This window comes from Streptomyces sp. NPDC023541, from assembly GCF_055559995.1.
This window is the reverse complement of sequence record NZ_JBVHJO010000037.1, coordinates 1-15,089: the sequence shown is the minus strand read 5'-3', so window position 1 is coordinate 15,089 and position 15,089 is coordinate 1. Positions and strand designations below refer to the sequence as shown.

General features: G+C 68.5%; 16 protein-coding genes and 2 pseudogenes. 9 read left to right on the top strand and 9 right to left on the bottom strand.

Going from position 1 to position 15,089, the window contains the following annotated elements; all coding sequences use genetic code 11:
• The first annotated feature begins 150 nt into the window (after positions 1 to 150).
• Positions 151 to 1,064 (top strand): annotated as a pseudogene (locus ACZ3X1_RS37170) (IS701 family transposase).
• Between the two features lie 114 nt (positions 1,065 to 1,178).
• Here ACZ3X1_RS37170 and ACZ3X1_RS37165 read toward each other — a convergent pair.
• The 4 genes from ACZ3X1_RS37165 to ACZ3X1_RS37150 are packed head-to-tail and all read right to left on the bottom strand — an operon-like array spanning position 1,179 to position 3,442.
• The gene (locus tag ACZ3X1_RS37165) at positions 1,179 to 1,769 is read right to left on the bottom strand and encodes an IS630 family transposase (protein ID WP_467283979.1); all 591 of its coding nucleotides are present in this window, start codon (positions 1,767 to 1,769) and stop codon (positions 1,179 to 1,181) included.
• Positions 1,766 to 2,146, bottom strand: a complete 381-nt coding sequence (locus ACZ3X1_RS37160; protein WP_467283977.1) for a winged helix-turn-helix domain-containing protein — start codon at positions 2,144 to 2,146, stop codon at positions 1,766 to 1,768. The genes ACZ3X1_RS37165 and ACZ3X1_RS37160 overlap by 4 nt, the downstream gene beginning before the upstream one ends.
• Positions 2,130 to 2,930, bottom strand: coding sequence for an IS630 family transposase (locus ACZ3X1_RS37155; RefSeq protein WP_467283975.1), 801 nt, complete (start codon positions 2,928 to 2,930; stop codon positions 2,130 to 2,132). Before ACZ3X1_RS37155 ends, ACZ3X1_RS37160 begins: the two co-directional genes overlap by 17 nt.
• The gene (locus ACZ3X1_RS37150) at positions 2,927 to 3,442 is read right to left on the bottom strand and encodes a winged helix-turn-helix domain-containing protein (RefSeq protein WP_467283973.1); all 516 of its coding nucleotides are present in this window, start codon (positions 3,440 to 3,442) and stop codon (positions 2,927 to 2,929) included. Before ACZ3X1_RS37150 ends, ACZ3X1_RS37155 begins: the two co-directional genes overlap by 4 nt.
• Before the next feature lie 125 nt (positions 3,443 to 3,567).
• Here ACZ3X1_RS37150 and ACZ3X1_RS37145 point away from each other — a divergent pair.
• Positions 3,568 to 4,396, top strand: a pseudogene (locus ACZ3X1_RS37145) (IS5 family transposase).
• 1,145 nt (positions 4,397 to 5,541) lie between these two features.
• Here the strand turns inward: ACZ3X1_RS37145 and ACZ3X1_RS37140 are convergent.
• Positions 5,542 to 5,718: a CsbD family protein gene (locus tag ACZ3X1_RS37140; protein ID WP_467283971.1), complete on the bottom strand. Its 177-nt coding sequence runs from the start codon at positions 5,716 to 5,718 to the stop codon at positions 5,542 to 5,544.
• A gap of 281 nt (positions 5,719 to 5,999) precedes the next feature.
• Here ACZ3X1_RS37140 and ACZ3X1_RS37135 point away from each other — a divergent pair, with 281 nt between their 5' ends.
• From ACZ3X1_RS37135 to ACZ3X1_RS37120, 4 genes are all read left to right on the top strand, one after another.
• Entirely contained in the window at positions 6,000 to 6,161 is a 162-nt protein-coding gene (locus tag ACZ3X1_RS37135; protein WP_467283969.1) for a hydrophobic protein, read from the top strand.
• Positions 6,162 to 6,620: 459 nt separating this feature from the next.
• A complete protein-coding gene (locus tag ACZ3X1_RS37130) occupies positions 6,621 to 6,869 on the top strand; it encodes a hypothetical protein (RefSeq protein ID WP_467283966.1) in 249 nt (82 codons plus the stop codon).
• 117 nt (positions 6,870 to 6,986) lie between these two features.
• Positions 6,987 to 7,223 carry a hypothetical protein gene (locus ACZ3X1_RS37125; RefSeq protein ID WP_467283964.1) on the top strand — a complete coding sequence of 79 codons (237 nt, stop codon included), beginning with the start codon at positions 6,987 to 6,989 and terminating at the stop codon, positions 7,221 to 7,223.
• Positions 7,213 to 7,470, top strand: coding sequence for a hypothetical protein (locus ACZ3X1_RS37120; protein ID WP_467283962.1), 258 nt, complete (start codon positions 7,213 to 7,215; stop codon positions 7,468 to 7,470). Before ACZ3X1_RS37125 ends, ACZ3X1_RS37120 begins: the two co-directional genes overlap by 11 nt.
• A 58-nt stretch (positions 7,471 to 7,528) precedes the next feature.
• Here the strand turns inward: ACZ3X1_RS37120 and ACZ3X1_RS37115 are convergent, their stop codons facing one another.
• Positions 7,529 to 9,616: a helix-turn-helix domain-containing protein gene (locus ACZ3X1_RS37115; RefSeq protein ID WP_467283960.1), complete on the bottom strand. Its 2,088-nt coding sequence runs from the start codon at positions 9,614 to 9,616 to the stop codon at positions 7,529 to 7,531.
• Positions 9,617 to 9,730: 114 nt separating this feature from the next.
• Positions 9,731 to 10,039 carry a hypothetical protein gene (locus ACZ3X1_RS37110; RefSeq protein ID WP_467283958.1) on the bottom strand — a complete coding sequence of 103 codons (309 nt, stop codon included), beginning with the start codon at positions 10,037 to 10,039 and terminating at the stop codon, positions 9,731 to 9,733.
• Positions 10,040 to 10,883: 844 nt separating this feature from the next.
• Here ACZ3X1_RS37110 and ACZ3X1_RS37105 point away from each other — a divergent pair.
• On the top strand, positions 10,884 to 11,429 hold the full coding sequence (locus ACZ3X1_RS37105; protein ID WP_390077565.1) for a hypothetical protein: 546 nt from the start codon (positions 10,884 to 10,886) through the stop codon (positions 11,427 to 11,429).
• Between the two features lie 39 nt (positions 11,430 to 11,468).
• Entirely contained in the window at positions 11,469 to 11,825 is a 357-nt protein-coding gene (locus ACZ3X1_RS37100) for a hypothetical protein (protein ID WP_467283956.1), read from the top strand.
• A 1,076-nt stretch (positions 11,826 to 12,901) separates the two neighbouring features.
• Here ACZ3X1_RS37100 and ACZ3X1_RS37095 read toward each other — a convergent pair.
• Positions 12,902 to 13,510, bottom strand: coding sequence for a TetR/AcrR family transcriptional regulator (locus ACZ3X1_RS37095; RefSeq protein ID WP_467283953.1), 609 nt, complete (start codon positions 13,508 to 13,510; stop codon positions 12,902 to 12,904).
• Positions 13,511 to 14,005: 495 nt separating this feature from the next.
• On the opposite strand from ACZ3X1_RS37095, the gene ACZ3X1_RS37090 reads away from it, so the two are divergent.
• Positions 14,006 to 14,425 carry a DUF6841 family protein gene (locus ACZ3X1_RS37090; protein ID WP_390079070.1) on the top strand — a complete coding sequence of 140 codons (420 nt, stop codon included), beginning with the start codon at positions 14,006 to 14,008 and terminating at the stop codon, positions 14,423 to 14,425.
• Positions 14,426 to 14,816: 391 nt separating this feature from the next.
• On the opposite strand, the gene ACZ3X1_RS37085 is transcribed toward ACZ3X1_RS37090, so the two are convergent.
• Positions 14,817 to 15,089: STAS domain-containing protein (locus ACZ3X1_RS37085; protein ID WP_467283951.1), on the bottom strand; the 273-nt coding region annotated here is incomplete at its 5' end.

Genomic DNA, 15,089 nt, shown 5'->3' with positions numbered 1-15,089 from the left:
GCCAGTTCCAGGCCCGAATCAGCCACTACAAACGACGCGGACACACACCACCAGAAGCAGCCAACCAGTCAGCCCAAAGACCGTTGCAGTACTAGTAGTGCTTTGTTAGCTGGTCTTGTCATGTCCTGTGTGCGGTAGTTCGCTGGTTGCATGAGGGCTGGGGAGCTTGTTGCGGTTCGGGGCCGGTTGGACGAGTTCGTCTCGGAGGTGTTCGCGCCGTTGGTGCGGCGGGACCAGCGTGAGAAGGGCCTGTTGTATGTGCGGGGGCTGCTGCTGGACGGCCGACGGAAGTCGATGCAGCCGATGGCCGAACGGCTGGGTATCGATCACCAGCAGCTGCAGCAGTTCATGAAGTCTTCGACCTGGCCGGTCGATCAGGTGCGGGCCCGGCTCGCATGGCGGGCCGTGGCCGCGGTGCGGCCCGAGGTCTGGGTGGTGGACGACACCGGGTTTCCCAAGGACGGCACTGCCTCGCCCGGGGTGGCCCGGCAGTACTCGGGCACCTTGGGCAAGGTCGGCAACTGCCAGATCGGCGTCAGCGTCCACGCCGCGAGGTTGAACCACAGCAGAGCGCATACGGCGGGCTGGGGCCCAGGCCGTTGCCGCGTTACCGCACCCGGCCGGTCTCCTTACGCGACCACGTGCTGGCCGCCGGCCGCCAGGAGGGACGCACGCTGACCTGGCGCAAGGGCTCGAAAGCGGCGATGAGCTCGCACTTCGTGCTCCTGCCAGTCCGCCTCGCAGGCCGCCGGCCCAAACCCGCCGCCGACGGCACCATCCCCCTCACCTGGCTGATCGCCCAATGGCCCGACGGTGAAGCGGAGCCGGTGAAGTACTGGATCTCGAACCTGCCCGCCGACATTCCCGCCAAAGACCTCGTCCGCCTCGCGAAGACCCGCTGGAGGATCGAGCACGACTACCGCGAACTGAAGACCGTCTTGGGGCTGGACCACTTCGAGGGCCGTTCCTACACCGGCTGGCACCGCCACGTCACCCTCGTCACCGCCGCCCACCTGTTCCTGACCGAACGGCGGAGGGCCCCAAAAGCCTCTGCCAGGGCCTGACCCTCTACCAGGCCCTGGACCTCCTCCAACACCTACTCGCCACCTGGACCGGCACCTGCCCCACCTGCCGACAAACCACCAGACAGCCCCACGACACCAGCTAACAAAGCACTACTACTGATCTTTTCGTAAGTTCGGTGGGTGTGGTGGGCGGATGGTCAGGCCGGTATGGGCGAGGAATGACCATGGCAGTCGGGGGTTGGCGTTGATGCGGTGGATGCCTTGTTCGGTGGCGTCGGCGACATCGGCGAGGTGGTCGCAGGCGAGGTTGGCGAGTTCACGCTTCTTGAGCGAGGACCACAGCAGTTCCACCGGGTTCAGCTCGGGAGCGTAGGCGGGTAATCGTTCGAGGGTGAGCCAGTCCTGTTCGGCGACCCAGGAACGCATGGCCCGGCTCCAGTGGGCGGACAGGCCGTCCCAGACCAGCACCACCCGCTCGCCGCGGTAGAACACCTTGAGCTGTTCCAGGACCTCGATCAGAGCGGTGGTGTCGTAGCTGCCGGGCTTGAGGTGGAAACACAGACGGGGCCCGCGGCCGGGGTCGGCGGCGTGGTAACCGAGAGCCGCAGCCATGGAGGCGCGCTTCCAGTTCAGCCGATGCCGCAGGAGCGGAGTACGGCCGCGGGGCGCGTAGGTGCGGCGGACCTGGGGCAGCAGTGAGACGCCTGATTCGTCGAGGAAGACGATCCAGGCACGCGTGTTCACCGCCCCTTTTTGATGCGCGGCCACTCGTGCGCGATCCAGCGGGCGATCTCGGATTCGTCCCGCTCCACCGCCCGACGTTCAGGCCGCTGCAGACTCCACCCCAGCCGGCCGGTCAGCAGACGCCACACCGACGCCCGCGACAACGACACCCCTGCCACTCGCTCGACCACCAGACCGACCCGCTCCAGCGTCCACAGATCAGCTTCGAACCCGTGCGCCTGGGCACCCTGGTCCAGCGCGGTCCGCACCTGCTCGACCTGGTCGTCGTTCAGCTTGGGCGGACGACCGGTGGCCGGGCGCCGCCGCAAAGCATCAGTGCCGCCCTCCTCCCACACCCGTTTCCACCGCCGCACGCTCTCGTCACTGACCCCCAGCATCCGTGCGATCTCGACACTCGAGCGTCCCTGCTCGAACAACTCGGCCGCCCGCACAGGCCGGGCCTCGGCCAACTGCGGCCGCGTCAAAGGAGGAACGGCAGGCCCGGAACCGACAGACGAAGGCTTGAAAGACACGAGCCCAGGGTCCCACCAACAAGCCCGCCACACCCACAGGACTAACGAAAGACTCAAAATACTGATCTTTTCGTAAGTTCGGTGGGTGTGGTGGGCGGATGGTCAGGCCGGTATGGGCGAGGAATGACCATGGCAGTCGGGGGTTGGCGTTGATGCGGTGGATGCCTTGTTCGGTGGCGTCGGCGACATCGGCGAGGTGGTCGCAGGCGAGGTTGGCGAGTTCACGCTTCTTGAGCGAGGACCACAGCAGTTCCACCGGGTTCAGCTCGGGAGCGTAGGCGGGTAATCGTTCGAGGGTGAGCCAGTCCTGTTCGGCGACCCAGGAACGCATGGCCCGGCTCCAGTGGGCGGACAGGCCGTCCCAGACCAGCACCACCCGCTCGCCGCGGTAGAACACCTTGAGCTGTTCCAGGACCTCGATCAGAGCGGTGGTGTCGTAGCTGCCGGGCTTGAGGTGGAAACACAGACGGGGCCCGCGGCCGGGGTCGGCGGCGTGGTAACCGAGAGCCGCAGCCATGGAGGCGCGCTTCCAGTTCAGCCGATGCCGCAGGAGCGGAGTACGGCCGCGGGGCGCGTAGGTGCGGCGGACCTGGGGCAGCAGTGAGACGCCTGATTCGTCGAGGAAGACGATCCAGGCACGCGTGTTCACCGCCCCTTTTTGATGCGCGGCCACTCGTGCGCGATCCAGCGGGCGATCTCGGATTCGTCCCGCTCCACCGCCCGACGTTCAGGCCGCTGCAGACTCCACCCCAGCCGGCCGGTCAGCAGACGCCACACCGACGCCCGCGACAACGACACCCCTGCCACTCGCTCGACCACCAGACCGACCCGCTCCAGCGTCCACAGATCAGCTTCGAACCCGTGCGCCTGGGCACCCTGGTCCAGCGCGGTCCGCACCTGCTCGACCTGGTCGTCGTTCAGCTTGGGCGGACGACCGGTGGCCGGGCGCCGCCGCAAAGCATCAGTGCCGCCCTCCTCCCACACCCGTTTCCACCGCCGCACGCTCTCGTCACTGACCCCCAGCATCCGTGCGATCTCGACACTCGAGCGTCCCTGCTCGAACAACTCGGCCGCCCGCACAGGCCGGGCCTCGGCCAACTGCGGCCGCGTCAAAGGAGGAACGGCAGGCCCGGAACCGACAGACGAAGGCTTGAAAGACACGAGCCCAGGGTCCCACCAACAAGCCCGCCACACCCACAGGACTAACGAAAGACTCAAGAGCGTGTCTCTTTGATGGGTTGGTCAGTTGATCGGATGTGTCTGTCCGGTTAGTGATCACTGATGCGATGTGGGACCGGATCGAGCCTTTGATGCCGGCCGATCCGGTCCGTGGCCGTCGGTGGGCCGATCACCGCCGAACCTTGGAGGCCATCGCTTGGAAGTACCGAACCTGCTCACCCTGGCGGGACTTGCCGGACGAGCTCGCTCGTTCCAGACCGCCCACAAGCGGCTGATCCGATGGGCCGTGGACGGCACCTGGGAACGAATCCTCGCCGCGGTCCTGGCAGCGGCCGACTCTGATGACGACATCGGCGGGACCGTGTCGGTGGACTCCATCGTCTGCCGGGCTCACCAGCACGCCGCCGGAGCCAGGGAAAAGGGGCTCCGACCCGGGCCGAAGCCGCCGACCTTGCGCTCGGACGCTCCCGCGGCGGCTTGAGCACGAAGGTCCATCTCGTAAGCGACAGCCGTGCACGGCCTCTGGTCCTTCGCGTCACTGCAGGCCAGGCGGGCGACGCACCGGCTTTCGAAGCCGTCATGGCAGGCCTCCGTGTTCCGCGAAGCGGACCCGGAAGACCGAGGACCCGGCCGGAGGCCGTCCTGGCCGATCGAGCCTACCCGTCATGTGCGATCCGGAGCCACCTCCGCCGGCGCGGGATCCGCGCGGTCATTCCCCAGCCGTCCGACCAGATCGGCCATCGTCTGCGGCGCGGCCGCGCCGGCGGCCGTCCGCCCACTTTTGACGCAGAGGCATACAAGCAACGCAATGCAGTCGAACGGTGCATCAATCGGCTCAAGCATTGGCGCGGCCTGGCTATGCGGACGGACAAGCTGGCCATCGCCTACCAAGCTGCACTACATCTCGCGGGCATCCTCATCTGGGCACGACGCTGACTACAGCAACGGAACGCAGCCCGAGCGAAGTATCCCGCGTCAGCCGGATTCACCAGTGAGGCAGGCGTGACATAGGCATCGGTCCGGGTGAGGAGCGAACGGCGCCGTCTTGGCTCGGTACTGGCACGCGTACTGCTCCAGCGTCACGGAGATGTCCGCTGCGTAATCCGCTGAGATGAACCCACGTGCACGTCGGGCCTCTTTCAGTCGCTCCAAGACCCGCGGCGTGTGGACGAGCTTCGGCCGGAAGCTGTGGAGGTGGCGCGTCGCCATGTCGATGACGATCCACCGCCCGGTGTGCCGCTCGCGCCCCACGGACGTGATCCGATCACCCCCCGGACCCCAGTACGCGTCCGCGACGTACACCTTCGCTCCGCCCTTGAAGCACTTTGTCCCGGGGCGCAGCTCCTGGCCTCCAACCCCGCATCGGCGCCATGCCACGACGTTCGCGGCCACCAACCAGACTGGCTCCAGTTGCGAGCCATTCGACTGGTCCACGCGTCCCCCCTTCCAGCGGACGCCCTGCCAGATCCGCAGCCGGCATCCTACTTCGAGTGGTGCGAGTGCCACGCTTCCTTTTGTTCTCGTCCTTGTGCCGGCAGCTGGTCAAAGAGACACGCGCTAGTGGGCACCCGCAACTGCCACACGGCGACGAACTCCACCACCTTGCTCGGCAGCCCGGCCCTCCAGCAGGATCCTCGCTCGCCCCTTGGGGAGAGGCATGGCGGTTGGCGGCAGTGCGGGGCTCCGGCTTGAGCCGACCTCAAGCGTGATGAGGCGGTTGCCTGGCCTCGCCATGCGCACCCGGACCATGTGCAACCTTCCGCCAGCCACCGGACTGGGGGCCCTGGCGCGAGCGGCCCGCGCGGGGGCGGCGAGGTCGCGAGCGGCTCCTCGACCAGCAACGGCGATGGCGCCACTCCCGATGGGCGGGCCAGATCAGTAGCAACAGCGACACCCGATCCGTCCGCCCGGCAGGGCGATGGCGCTGTTGGCGAGGTCGAGAGGGTCGGATGCCCGTTCCGCCCGACTCCGGCCCCGGCTGGTGCTCGGGTGTCTGGTCCGGTGCGTGGCTGAGCCCCGACCAGGGGGCGTTGGTCGGGGCCCAGCGGGTGCCGCGGGTCAGGGCAGCGGCAGGATGTGGTTCAGTGGCGGCGGAAGGTGTCCTTGACGTCTTCCTTGGCCTGACGGGCGTTGCCCTTGGCCTGGTCGGCGTGTCCGTCGGCGGTCATCCGCTCGTTGTCGGCCATGCGACCCATGGCCTCCTTGACCTTGCCCTTGGCCTGCTCGGCCTGCGCCTTGGTCTTCTCGGTGCCCGACATGGGGACCTCCTCGTGTAGTACCGGGTTGGTCGTGACGACTCGCCTGCTCACGATCCCGAGGTCCAAACCCCCGCATCGGTCCGCCGATGTCGGATCCCACCCGCTGGCCCCGACAGGCGGCCCATCGGGGGGCGCCTGAGGTGTGCCGGATCGAGGCGGCAAAGTGACGAGGGAGGAGCCGGGCGCGCGCGTTTGCCCGCCTGGGCGGATAAGAAACAAATAAGGATCATGCGCATGGGTGTCGGCCGGTCGGGCACCCGGTGCTTCGGAGGTTGATAACTATGGTTCCCCTGCTTCTTGTTCTCCTGCTCATATTGGTCCTGTTCGGTGCCGGTTTTGCGGTGAAGATCCTCTGGTGGATCGCGCTCGCCGTCCTGGTGCTGTGGCTGATCGGGTTCGTGGCCCGCCCGAAGAACAGCAGCGGCCGCTGGTACCGCTGGTAGTAGGCAGCCGAAGCACTGCATGCCGGTGGACCCACCCCGTCACGGGGTGGGTCCACCGGCATGCAGTGCTTCGGCTGCAGGCTGCACACCGCAGACGCGCACGAAGCGGAGACCGGGTGAGGTGACCGACTTTGGGTATCCGGCCTGTGCCGGGGCGGCCGCCGTGCTGCAGCAGGGGACCTGCTCGCCTCCAACCACGCCCGCCGCCCCGGCCCGCCGACACGCGGCACCCTCACTGGCCCACCGTCTGACCGCCGCAGCAGAGCGGACGGCCACCCCCGCCCGGCGGCGGCCCGCACTGCTGCGCTCAGGCGCCGGTGGCCGGGCTTTCCACACGGCCGGTCCGCCGCCGCGCCACTCGGTGAGCAGCGTGTCGTCCAGGCGGACGTCGTCCGGGTCCAGGTCGGCCCGGCGCAGGAAGACCGCCGGGGCCGAGGGCGCGACGTCCGCGAGGCGGCCGTGCCGCTGCCCGAACGGCTGGCGGCGCTCCTGGTCGAGATGGCGGAGCAGCTGACTGCCACGGCGGCGGACGGGCCGTTGGCCGCGCTGCGCGCCGCCGGGCTATTGGAGCGGATCGCAGCCGGGGTGGGCCGGGGGGCCGCCGGCACGCTGTGCGACGACGAAATGTCTGCCGACGCGGTGGCCGCCGCGCTCGGCATCACCTACTCCAAGGCCCTGGTCCTGCTCCTGACTGCGCAGGACAGGTAACACCACTCACGACAGCGTCCGCCCTGTTGGTTTTCGGTTTCGCCGGAGCGGATCCCGGTCTGCGGGCTGGGCGATACCGTGGTGACACCACGCCAGATGACAGCCCAGGAGTACCGGATGAGCCAGCAGCCGGCCACCGCGCCCGTGCCCGAACGGCAACCCCTCGACGAGCACGCCGCCGCGTCCGTTCTCGCCTACGCGGCCGAGCAGCGGGCGAAGGTCGACGTCCTCGCCTCGGTGCTCGAGGACATCGCCACCAGCGGCTACCCCGCCCCGGAGACCGGCGTCCTGTGGGAGACTGCCCGCGACGCCCACCTGGCCCGCCTCGCCGACGAGCAGCCTCGTGTCGCCTGACCCTTCCGGACGCCGCTCGCGCGTCGTCATGGTGGAGCCGGCCCTCACTCAGCTGACGAAACTGACCGCGAACGAGACGCACCGCCTGGACCGCGCGATCGTCGCCATCAGCGTCAACCCCGAACTCGGCATCCAAGTGCCCGGTACCCTGCTGCGCGATTATGCGGACGAGATCGACGGAGTCCGGGTCATCTACTACGTGACCGCGCTCGAGACGATCACGATCGTGGCGTACGTCGAAGCCTGAACAGCGAACAGCACCCCGGATCAGCCCGGATCCGGGGTGTTGTTGTGCCTGCTGCCTATTACGCCGCGGGATGATGCTTAGGGCCGCGCGCGGCCGGGGGCATCGCTCCTGCCGCGAACGCCGGTTGACCTAGGTCATGCCGAGTATGCGCGGGCGGTGCCGGTTCGTTGAGCTTTTGGGGGAGTTGGGCGTCGGTGTCGAGGGCGCACCTGAGGGACAGTGCCATGGCGGTGGAGCGGGCTTTGATCGCGGCAGCTGCGTGGTTGAGGCGCCGTCGTTCGGCGGCGGGCACGGCTACAGCAATGCAGGAAGGCCGACCGGGGAGGATCAGGGGACTGGCCGCGCAGACCTCCCGATCGGAGTACTCACTCAGGTCGTACTGGAGCGGAGAAAGATCGAACGAACGGAAAAGCTCGTCCGGATCGGTGATCGTTTGACCGGTCAGCTTCTTGGGCTGATAGCGGGACAGGTGGTCGAGACGGGCATCGCGGCCGAGTTGCGCGAGATTCGCCTTGCCCAGGGCGCTGGCGTGCGCAGACTCGCGGAAGTCGACGTGCTCGTAGACGGTCGGGATGCCGGGCTGGGCGGCTTCGTGGGAGACCTGAATGTCGCCGTCGACGTACGCGCCGATGTAGATCGCGCCCCTAGCCTGCTGGCTGAGTTCGTCGAGGAGCTCCTGTACCACGTCGTGGCCTGCGGCGAGGGCCTGGAGGACCGGGCCGGCCGCATGACCACCATCTTTGCCGGTGGTGACGAAGTGGTGTGCGCGAAGCCACGACACGACCTCGGCGGCCTGGAGGGACGGGAGACCACTGCTACGGGCGAGGGCGGACAGACTCACCGCCGTGTTCGCGCTCGCCAGAACGTTCAGGATGTCCAGACGCCGCAGAACTGCATCGGTGTCCCGTCCTCCCCGGATCGGGCGGGACAACCACGAGGCACTTCTTCCGCGCAGCTGGCGGACAGCCGCCGGGCGGCTGGGAAAGGGCTGCTCGCCGTGCACGCTGGTGGCCTCGTGGGCCGGCGGGGCGGTCCCACACGGGCCGGGTCCGGCATCCCGTGACGGCCAGGCGTCTGCCGCGGGGATGAGGGCGGAGGCAACTTGCATCCGCTGCCAAAGGGATCGGACATCCTCGGGTTGTCCGCGTAGAGCTGTCGCCAGGGCAGCGACGAACGGCCAGTCGGCAAGGTTCTGCTCCGGCCTGTCGGTCACCAGTGCGCGCGCCACGCGACGTGGAGTGAGGAGTGGGTGCTGGAGGCAGATGTCGTCCGGCGCGGGTGAGGCAGCCGCGATCCACATGCCGCGCAGCGCGGCCTGCAGCGAGGACGCAGCCTGCAGAAAGTCCTCCGGGCCTGGCATGGCCACGGGCTTGATACCCAGAGCCTTCTCCCACAGAGGCCGGAGATCGGCCGGGTCGGCCCTGCACAGTTCGGCGATCGCCTTGACCACTCTCCACTTCGGATTTCGCTTGCCGAGCAAGATCAGAGAGAGCAGGGACGGCGATACGCCGACCTCTCGAGCCAGCCACCGCTGGGTGTGTCCGGAAGCACGGTGCAGGTGCGAGAGGGCTCTGGTGAGTTGGTACGCGGGGTCTCCAGGTAGGGCAGGGCCGGCGGGCCCGCCGCCTATCACTGCGTCGGGAGAAGAGGTCGGGCGCGGGGCACGCGGCTGCGCCGGCCGGGGCCCCGGTGCCGAGCCGCGCTCGGCGCGCCAGCGCAGGACCTTGGCGACCTCCTCGTCGTTGAACTTGGCCCGTGCTGTCGAGGTGGACACCGACAGCATCTGGCCGATATCTGTCCACGCCGCCCCGTACTCGGCTGCTTGGCGGACAGCTACCGCCTTGAGGTCAGCCAGGTCGCGTTCGATCCGCAGGACCTCCACGACCAGATCCAGGGGACGCGCAGGCTCGGGTGACTGACTGTGCTGCAGGGCGGCATTCGACCTGTTCAACATCGACCTGGCAATCCGCACTACGTCCTCGTCATGTTTCCGGGAGTAGCAGAGCACCGTCTTCTGCCGTGCCCGGTAGGCGGCGGTGCGGCACTCCGCGCCGCAGTAATCCGGTGGCCGTCCTGTCGGCTTCGGACGGACGAACTCGCTTCTGCAGTGGGCGCAGATGATCTTCGATGCAGCCTTCTGAGGCATACGTTTCCTAACGGACATACCGGGGGTGGCGAACTGTGAGTCGCGCCACCCGGTTTCTCTGCGGTATTCCCTCAAGCCACTGGGGCCTTGGGGGAGGAAGAAACGGCCCACTCGTCACAGCGGAGCCGTGACGAGCGAGCCTGCCGCCAGCTTCAGGGTGCGATTGCCCCAGCGCGGCTCGAAGTGGTCCAGAGCTGAATGCGCCGAGCTGACCAGGAAGAACGCCGCGCATAAGTCAGCAGAAAGGGCAGGATCACGAGCAGGGCCGGAGCTTGCCCGGGGGCGAGAAGCAAGAATCACGCCGATGAAGGGCACCGCCAGGAACGGCATCAACTGCACGTTGACACATTTGTCGATGGCCCCGGAGGACTGGGCCACCCCTTGAGTGGGCATGCTACGGTCGAAACCGCTGCTCAGGGCCATGACGTGCTCGGCAGACCCTCGGATAACGGACATTACGCTCCCTTGTTCGAGACGGTGAGAGGAGAGCCCCTGTTCTTGGTTGACGGCCGGGCAGGGGCCTCCGAATTCGAGACACTAATCGGTCCAGAGGCGTCCGGATGCTGGTCAACGCGAGAAACCGGCAGGTGCGGCAAGCCGAGCCGATAAAGCACCAAGCCGAACATACGAAATGATCAGAACTGATCAGATCCTCGATTTTCGGTCCACGCGGAGCGCCGCTGACTGCTGTCCTGGAAGCAGCCCATTGGGAGGGGCTGCGCGTCATCGACCAGGCCTGCGCTCCTCGCACGGGCGTCACTGCCGCGGAGACCGGGCGCAAAGCTGGGCCCCGGGGTGAAGCGGTCCGGTGCCGCACAGGGTTCGGCCTGCCCGCCCGGCGCGGCGCCGGACGCGCATGCCTGGCCTCGCTTGTCGGCTTCTGTGCCGCCTGGGTTGAGCGGCCGGGCCGGGGACCGTGCCCTGCCGTGCCGGGGGTAGGCGCCGGGGCCGGGGATTCGGGCAGGGGAACCAGAGGCAGCACCGTGGCGCTACGTCGCCGGCTGGCTGGACCGGTGTGGGCGGGGTGGGGGTGGGGTGGATGGTGACGCATCCAGAGACCTTTGTCGCCCTACGCCCGGTGGCCTCTTCGGAGCAGCGGGCCCTCATGGACGGGGGGCGCTCGTCATCGATCTGGCCGCCATGGCTTCTCTGCATTGACCGCACGAGCAAAATGGCGTCCGGTTCTATGCGGTAGACGTGGCCATAGAGTGAAGGGCCTCTGCCGCGTGTTCCAACCCGCCGCTGCTTGCTTCGGAGTGATGCACCCATGGACAAGTCCTCGCTTGCCGCTATCGATTCGGTCGTGAGCGGCGGCAGGGCCGTCATGACGGCCGAGGACAGCGTTGTCGTCGACGTCGTGAAGGCAACCGTGAAGAGCGGCAGGACCGCCACCTTCTACCTGACCCCTTCTCAGTTCTCGGCCGTCAACGCGTGGTACTGGACTCCTCAGCGGATGAAGCACATGGGGCTCGAGCCGGTGTCGGACGAGGAAATGGCCCGGATCGGAACCGCACTCGGAACCGAGGCGAGCGGCTCGGCCTACTCCAACCGGATCAAGTGCCCCAACGGACACCCGTACGGCGCGTTCGAATTCGTGAAGCAGGGAATCGAAGAGCACGGATTGGACGCCGCCCGAGCGGTCTTCAACCTGAAGGACACGGCCGTCATCCGCGCCAATCCCCACCAGCAAGTCGTGTGTGCCACCTGCCGGCGTCAACTCGCGAGCCCGCACTACTACGTCTACTGGCGCTACGGATGCTGCGTGGACCTGGACGACACCTCCACCGCGGCCTTTGCCGCCCGACACAGCTGACCGCCGGCGTCGCCGACGGGCTGAGGACCGTCACCACCAGTGGCGGAGGCGCGTGAGGGCCGTCTGAAGCCGGTGCCGCGGCAGGACGGGTTCAACCTGAATGACGAGCAGTGGTCGGTCCTGTCCGAGGTGGGCGGGAACATCGCGGCGCTGCAGCGGCGGCTGACGGCTGATGGTTCGCCCTCGCCGGGGAGTGCGCCGTCCCCGGGAACGCTCCATCGTGTGGCGCGTCGGGTTTTGCAAGTGGGGCGGGTGCTGGAGGCAGCGCGGCCGTCTCGGAACCGGGTCGAGGCGGGACGCTACGACCGGGTCTTGGCTGAGCTGAGGCTTGAGCGAGCGGGTGAGGGCCTGCTGGTGGTCGACGCGACTCGGCGGCCCCGTCAGGGTCTGGTGTGACGGAGCAGTGATTTTCAGAGGGCTGCCCTTTCCCCAGACACCACGCACGCCAGGGCCCGCCATCGCAGACACAAGCCCGTCACGGAAGACGTTGTAGCGAGCGGCCAGCCGGTTCACGAAGTACATCGTCGTTTCACCTGCCAGCGGGGCCAGCCGGACGACACCGGCCACGTGCCCGATGACCCGACCCGGACAAGGCCAGGGATTGGCTGGAGGACTGGACGGACGTCTCCGGCGTCGAGGGCCTGGTCGTCAAAGCCCTCAACCAGCGCTACCGGCCCGGAGCCCGCGACCGAGCCTGGACCAAGATCCGCCGCCGGGACACCACCGAAGCGATCAACGGCGCCATTACCGGCACCCTCACACGCCCCCAACTCGGTCATCCTCGGCCGCCACCACCCGACCGGCCGCCTTCACCCTATCGGCCGCACCGTCCTCCTGCGCCCCGATGCCGCCCGCCAGCTCGCCGAGCACCTGACCCCCGCCAGCACTGGCCATCCCTGGACCGGCGCGAGGTTCACCTCGGCATGGGGCCCCCGCGACGTCCTCGACACCACCCTGGTCCAGCCCGAGTTCGTCGCGGAGATCAGCGCCGACACCTCCGTCGACCGGGGCGGCGTCTACTGGCACCCGATCCGGTACATGCGCCTACGTCTGGACGCGGCCATGGAGGACGTGCCCCCGGTGGGCGGGGGCCCGACCCCAGCCGCGGGATAGGGCCGCTGGCCGAGTGCTGGGGTGGGCACCTGCGCGGAGGGGGAGGGGCAGGTGCCCACGGGTGACGACCGGGGGCCGCTCACCGCGCCGGCCGCCGGTTCCAGCGTAAATTCCGATACACGCTGCGCACACCGTCGGCCTCACCCTGCTCTTCCGACCGCCCAGACGCGCTCTGGGGGCAGCAGTCCACCGGGCCGCCCAATCAGCTGCTCAGCCTCACCGCCCACTCCGTCGTCTCCCCCGGCACCCCTGAACTCCTGGCGGACCCGGGGCTCGACGACGCTCGTGGGCCGAGCTGCGCAGCGCGCCGGACGTTCTGGGCGGTGTCGGCGGACCGGGAGTCGGTCCCGATGCTGTGGTCACGAGCTGGATGCTGGCCCGTCCGTTCCGTACCGGAGGCCGTCGAGGAGCAGGTCGAGGAGGCGGCCGGCCCGTTCGCGTTGGGCGGGAGCGCTGGTGATCAGCCCGATCCCGGCCAGGCTGAAGCCGATATCGACGGGGTCGAGGTCCGGGCGAAGGAGACCGGCGTCGGCGCCGGCGTGCAGCAGGGTGCCGATCGCGGTGGTGAGCTTGTCGAGGGTCTGGGCGAAGGGGTCCGCGCCGGATGCCGCTGCGGCCCGCAGCGCGTCCGCCATGCCCTGCTTGGCAGCCAGGTAGTCGATGAAGTCGTCCATCCACAGGCGGAGCGCCCGGTCCGGGCCATGGTCGGCGAGCAGCGTCGCGGCGCTGTCGCAGACACGGGCCAGCTCGTTGCGGTAGGCCGCCTCGATGAGCGCCTCGCGCGTGGGGAAGTGGCGGTAGAGCGTGGCCGAGCCGACGCCCGCGGCCTTGGCGATCGCGTCGATCGCAACGTCCGGGCCCTTCTCGGAGAAGGCGCGAACGGCCGCTTCGAGGATGCGCTCCCGGTTGCGGCGGGCATCGGCGCGCAACACGCTCGGCTTGCCGGTCAAGGCTGTTCCTTCGTCCATGGGACCAGTCTATCTGGACAACCGGGGAGTTCCCCGGTTACGGTTGTGGCTAACCGGGTAACTCCCCGGTTATGGCGTTGCCGTTTACGCTGCTTCGGGGAGCACAGCACCGCGGCCGAGGTCCTGGCCGGCCTCGACCTCACCGCAAGGCTCGCCGGCGTGACCGGCGGCAGCTCCGGACTGGGGCTGGAGACCATGCGCGCCCTGGGGCGCCGAGGCGACTGTCGTCGTCGCTGTCCGCCGCCCGGAGGCGGCCGTGGAAGTCTTCGACGCGCTGGACCAGGTCGAGGTACGCCGCCTCGACCTGGGCGACCATGCCCCAGACCCGCCTCGGACTCGGCTGGGAGGCGCGGTTCGCCACCAAGCACCTGGCCCACTACACGCTCACCAACCGGCTGTGGCCGGCACTCGCAGCCGACCGGTGACACGACGGCAAAGCGCACTCCTCTTCAAGGAACCCACACCTGAAATCTCTGCAAGAGAGGTCACGAAATCATGACGCACACCGATCTGGCCGCCGTCGCGAACGAAGCGCAGACATGGTTCGACGGATACGTTGAGACGTTCATCGGGCTGGCGGCGAAGGGGAGCACCGACCCCACGCCGCTCCTCGACTACTTCTCCGTGCCGATCAGCATGACCACCGGGACGGCCCACACCGTGCTCACCTCCGCCGAGGCGCTCTCCCAAGGACTCGCACACGAACTGCGCGGACTGCGCGACGCCGACTACGGGGGCAGCAAGGCCCTCGACCCGATGGTGCGCGCCCTCAACGAGCGGGCCGCAGAGATCGAAGTCACCTGGGCACGCCAGGACAGTCGGGGGCGGGAGTTCCAGCGCGTCCGCGTGCTCTACCTTGCCGCCCGGACCGACGCGGGCTGGCGGACAGTCGCCTCCGTGATCCTGGCCGGCTGACGAAGCTGTTGCCCGCCCGGGCGCCCGCTCGTCTGGGTCTGCTCGCTCATGCTGCACCCTCCCCTAGGTTCTGTCTCTTTATACGACACCCCGTAAAGGGTCCAGGCGGCTAGCTATCCCAGATGCCAGCGGTCGACAACCAGGCGTTGGCGCACACGGGATAGAGGGTGACTACAGCAGTTCGGCCAGGTGTTGCTGTGGCATGCGCAGCCGGTAGGGCGGTCTCCGACCGTCAGCGGTTTCCCGGAGCACTGCGTGAGAGGCCCGAGGTCACTGTCGGGTCCCACAGGGAAGGGACCCGCCGTTCGAGGCAACGCGCGGCGAACTGCGGGTGCCCCTCGAATACCAGATGCAGCGGCCCCCCACTTTGCCTGGCGGCCGCCGCGGGGGGTTACGCGGTGGCCGTGTTTTGGCTGGGGGTGTGCGCGACGAGGGCGTGGGCGGCGGTGGGGTGGGCGGGTAGCAGGGCGCTGAGGCCGGTGAGGTCCAGTAGCCGCTCGAGGCGGTCGGGGACGGCGGCGAGGACCAGGGTGCCGTCGGCGGTCTTGGCGCAGCGGAGAATGCCGACGAGGGCGTTGAAGCCGGAGGAGTCGCAGAAGGTGACGGCGGCGAGGTCCAGGATCAGGTGGCGGTGGCCTTGCTCGATCAGGGCCAGTGCCTGGGC

What these genes read in the sequence shown, in the direction of transcription:
- ACZ3X1_RS37160 (WP_467283977.1), bottom strand. Translation starts at nt 2,146, where the DNA reads ATGCTGGGGGTCAGTGACGAGAGCGTGCGGCGGTGGAAACGGGTGTGG.
- ACZ3X1_RS37140 (WP_467283971.1), bottom strand. Translation starts at nt 5,718, where the DNA reads ATGTCGGGCACCGAGAAGACCAAGGCGCAGGCCGAGCAGGCCAAGGGC.
- ACZ3X1_RS37135 (WP_467283969.1), top strand. Translation starts at nt 6,000, where the DNA reads ATGGTTCCCCTGCTTCTTGTTCTCCTGCTCATATTGGTCCTGTTCGGT.
- ACZ3X1_RS37125 (WP_467283964.1), top strand. Translation starts at nt 6,987, where the DNA reads ATGAGCCAGCAGCCGGCCACCGCGCCCGTGCCCGAACGGCAACCCCTC.
- ACZ3X1_RS37115 (WP_467283960.1), bottom strand. Translation starts at nt 9,616, where the DNA reads ATGCCTCAGAAGGCTGCATCGAAGATCATCTGCGCCCACTGCAGAAGC.
- ACZ3X1_RS37110 (WP_467283958.1), bottom strand. Translation starts at nt 10,039, where the DNA reads ATGGCCCTGAGCAGCGGTTTCGACCGTAGCATGCCCACTCAAGGGGTG.
- ACZ3X1_RS37105 (WP_390077565.1), top strand. Translation starts at nt 10,884, where the DNA reads ATGGACAAGTCCTCGCTTGCCGCTATCGATTCGGTCGTGAGCGGCGGC.
- ACZ3X1_RS37095 (WP_467283953.1), bottom strand. Translation starts at nt 13,510, where the DNA reads ATGGACGAAGGAACAGCCTTGACCGGCAAGCCGAGCGTGTTGCGCGCC.
- ACZ3X1_RS37090 (WP_390079070.1), top strand. Translation starts at nt 14,006, where the DNA reads ATGACGCACACCGATCTGGCCGCCGTCGCGAACGAAGCGCAGACATGG.